This window comes from Streptomyces sparsus, assembly GCF_054776295.1.
Map to the genome: position 1 here is coordinate 1 of NZ_BAAHCA010001197.1, position 1248 is coordinate 1248.

At 71.5% G+C, this 1248-nt stretch carries 1 protein-coding gene; it reads left to right on the top strand.

Annotation, left to right across the window (positions count from 1 at the left end; all coding sequences use genetic code 11):
- The coding region (locus ACYVE9_RS27375; protein ID WP_461030580.1) for a MinD/ParA family ATP-binding protein at positions 1–1248 on the top strand (1248 nt) is incomplete at both ends.

Sequence of the window (1248 nt, forward strand, 5' to 3'; positions counted from 1 at the left end):
TCACCCGCAGGCCGGCCGGCCCCACCCGGGTGCTCCGCATCCGCAGCAGGCAGAAGGCCCCGGCGCCCCGGGCCCGTTGCCGCCGCAACAGCCGAACACCCCACCCGCCGACCCCCGTTCGGGCAGCGGTTGGCCTGACCCGCGGCAGCCGTACTCCCAGCCCGGCTCCCTCGGCTACACCGCGTCGGTGGAACTGTCCTCCGACCGGCTGCTGAACCAGAAGCGCAAGCCCCGGCCGCAGAGCAGCAACCGCGGCGGCTCACGGTTCCGGATCGGTGCGAAGAAGGAGGAGGCCGAGCGGCAGCGCAAGCTGGAACTGATCCGCACGCCGGTGCTGTCGTGCTACCGGATCGCCGTGATCAGTCTCAAGGGCGGCGTCGGCAAGACCACGACCACGACGGCACTCGGCGCGACGCTGTCCAGTGAGCGGCAGGACAAGGTCATCGCGATCGACGCCAACCCGGACGCGGGCACGCTGGGCCGCCGGGTGCGCCGGGAGACGGGCGCGACCATCCGTGACCTCGTCACCGCCATTCCGCACCTCCACAGCTACATGGACATCCGCCGGTTCACCTCGCAGGCGCCCTCCGGACTGGAGATCCTGGCCAACGACGTGGACCCGGCGGTCTCGACGACGTTCAACGACGAGGACTACCGACGCGTCATCGACGTGCTGGGCAAGCAGTACCCGATCATCCTCACCGACTCGGGCACCGGGCTGCTGTACTCGGCGATGCGGGGCGTGCTCGACCTCGCGGACCAGCTGATCGTGGTCTCCACTCCGTCCGTGGACGGTGCCAGCAGTGCCAGCACGACCCTGGACTGGTTGGCGGCGCACGGCTACGGCGAGCTGGTGCAGCGCAGCGTCACCGTCATCTCCGGAGTGCGGGAGACCGGAAAGATGATCAAGGTCGAGGACATCGTGGGCCACTTCAAGACCCGCTGCCGCGACGTGGTCGTGGTGCCCTTCGACGAGCACCTGTCGGCGGGCGCCGAACTGGACCTGGACCTGATGCGGCCCCGGACGCGGGAGGCGTACTTCAACCTGTCGGCGCTGATCGCCGAGGACATCGCCCGGCACCAGCAGGCGGCGGGGCTGTGGACGCAGAACGGGACCAACAGCCCGCCGCCGCAGATGGCGCCCCCGCTGCCCGGACAGGGCCCCGGCGGGTATCCGCCGCCGCAGGGGCACTGGGGCGCGCCGCCCCAGCAGCACCCCCACCACCCGCAGCAGCCCGGCCACGGCGG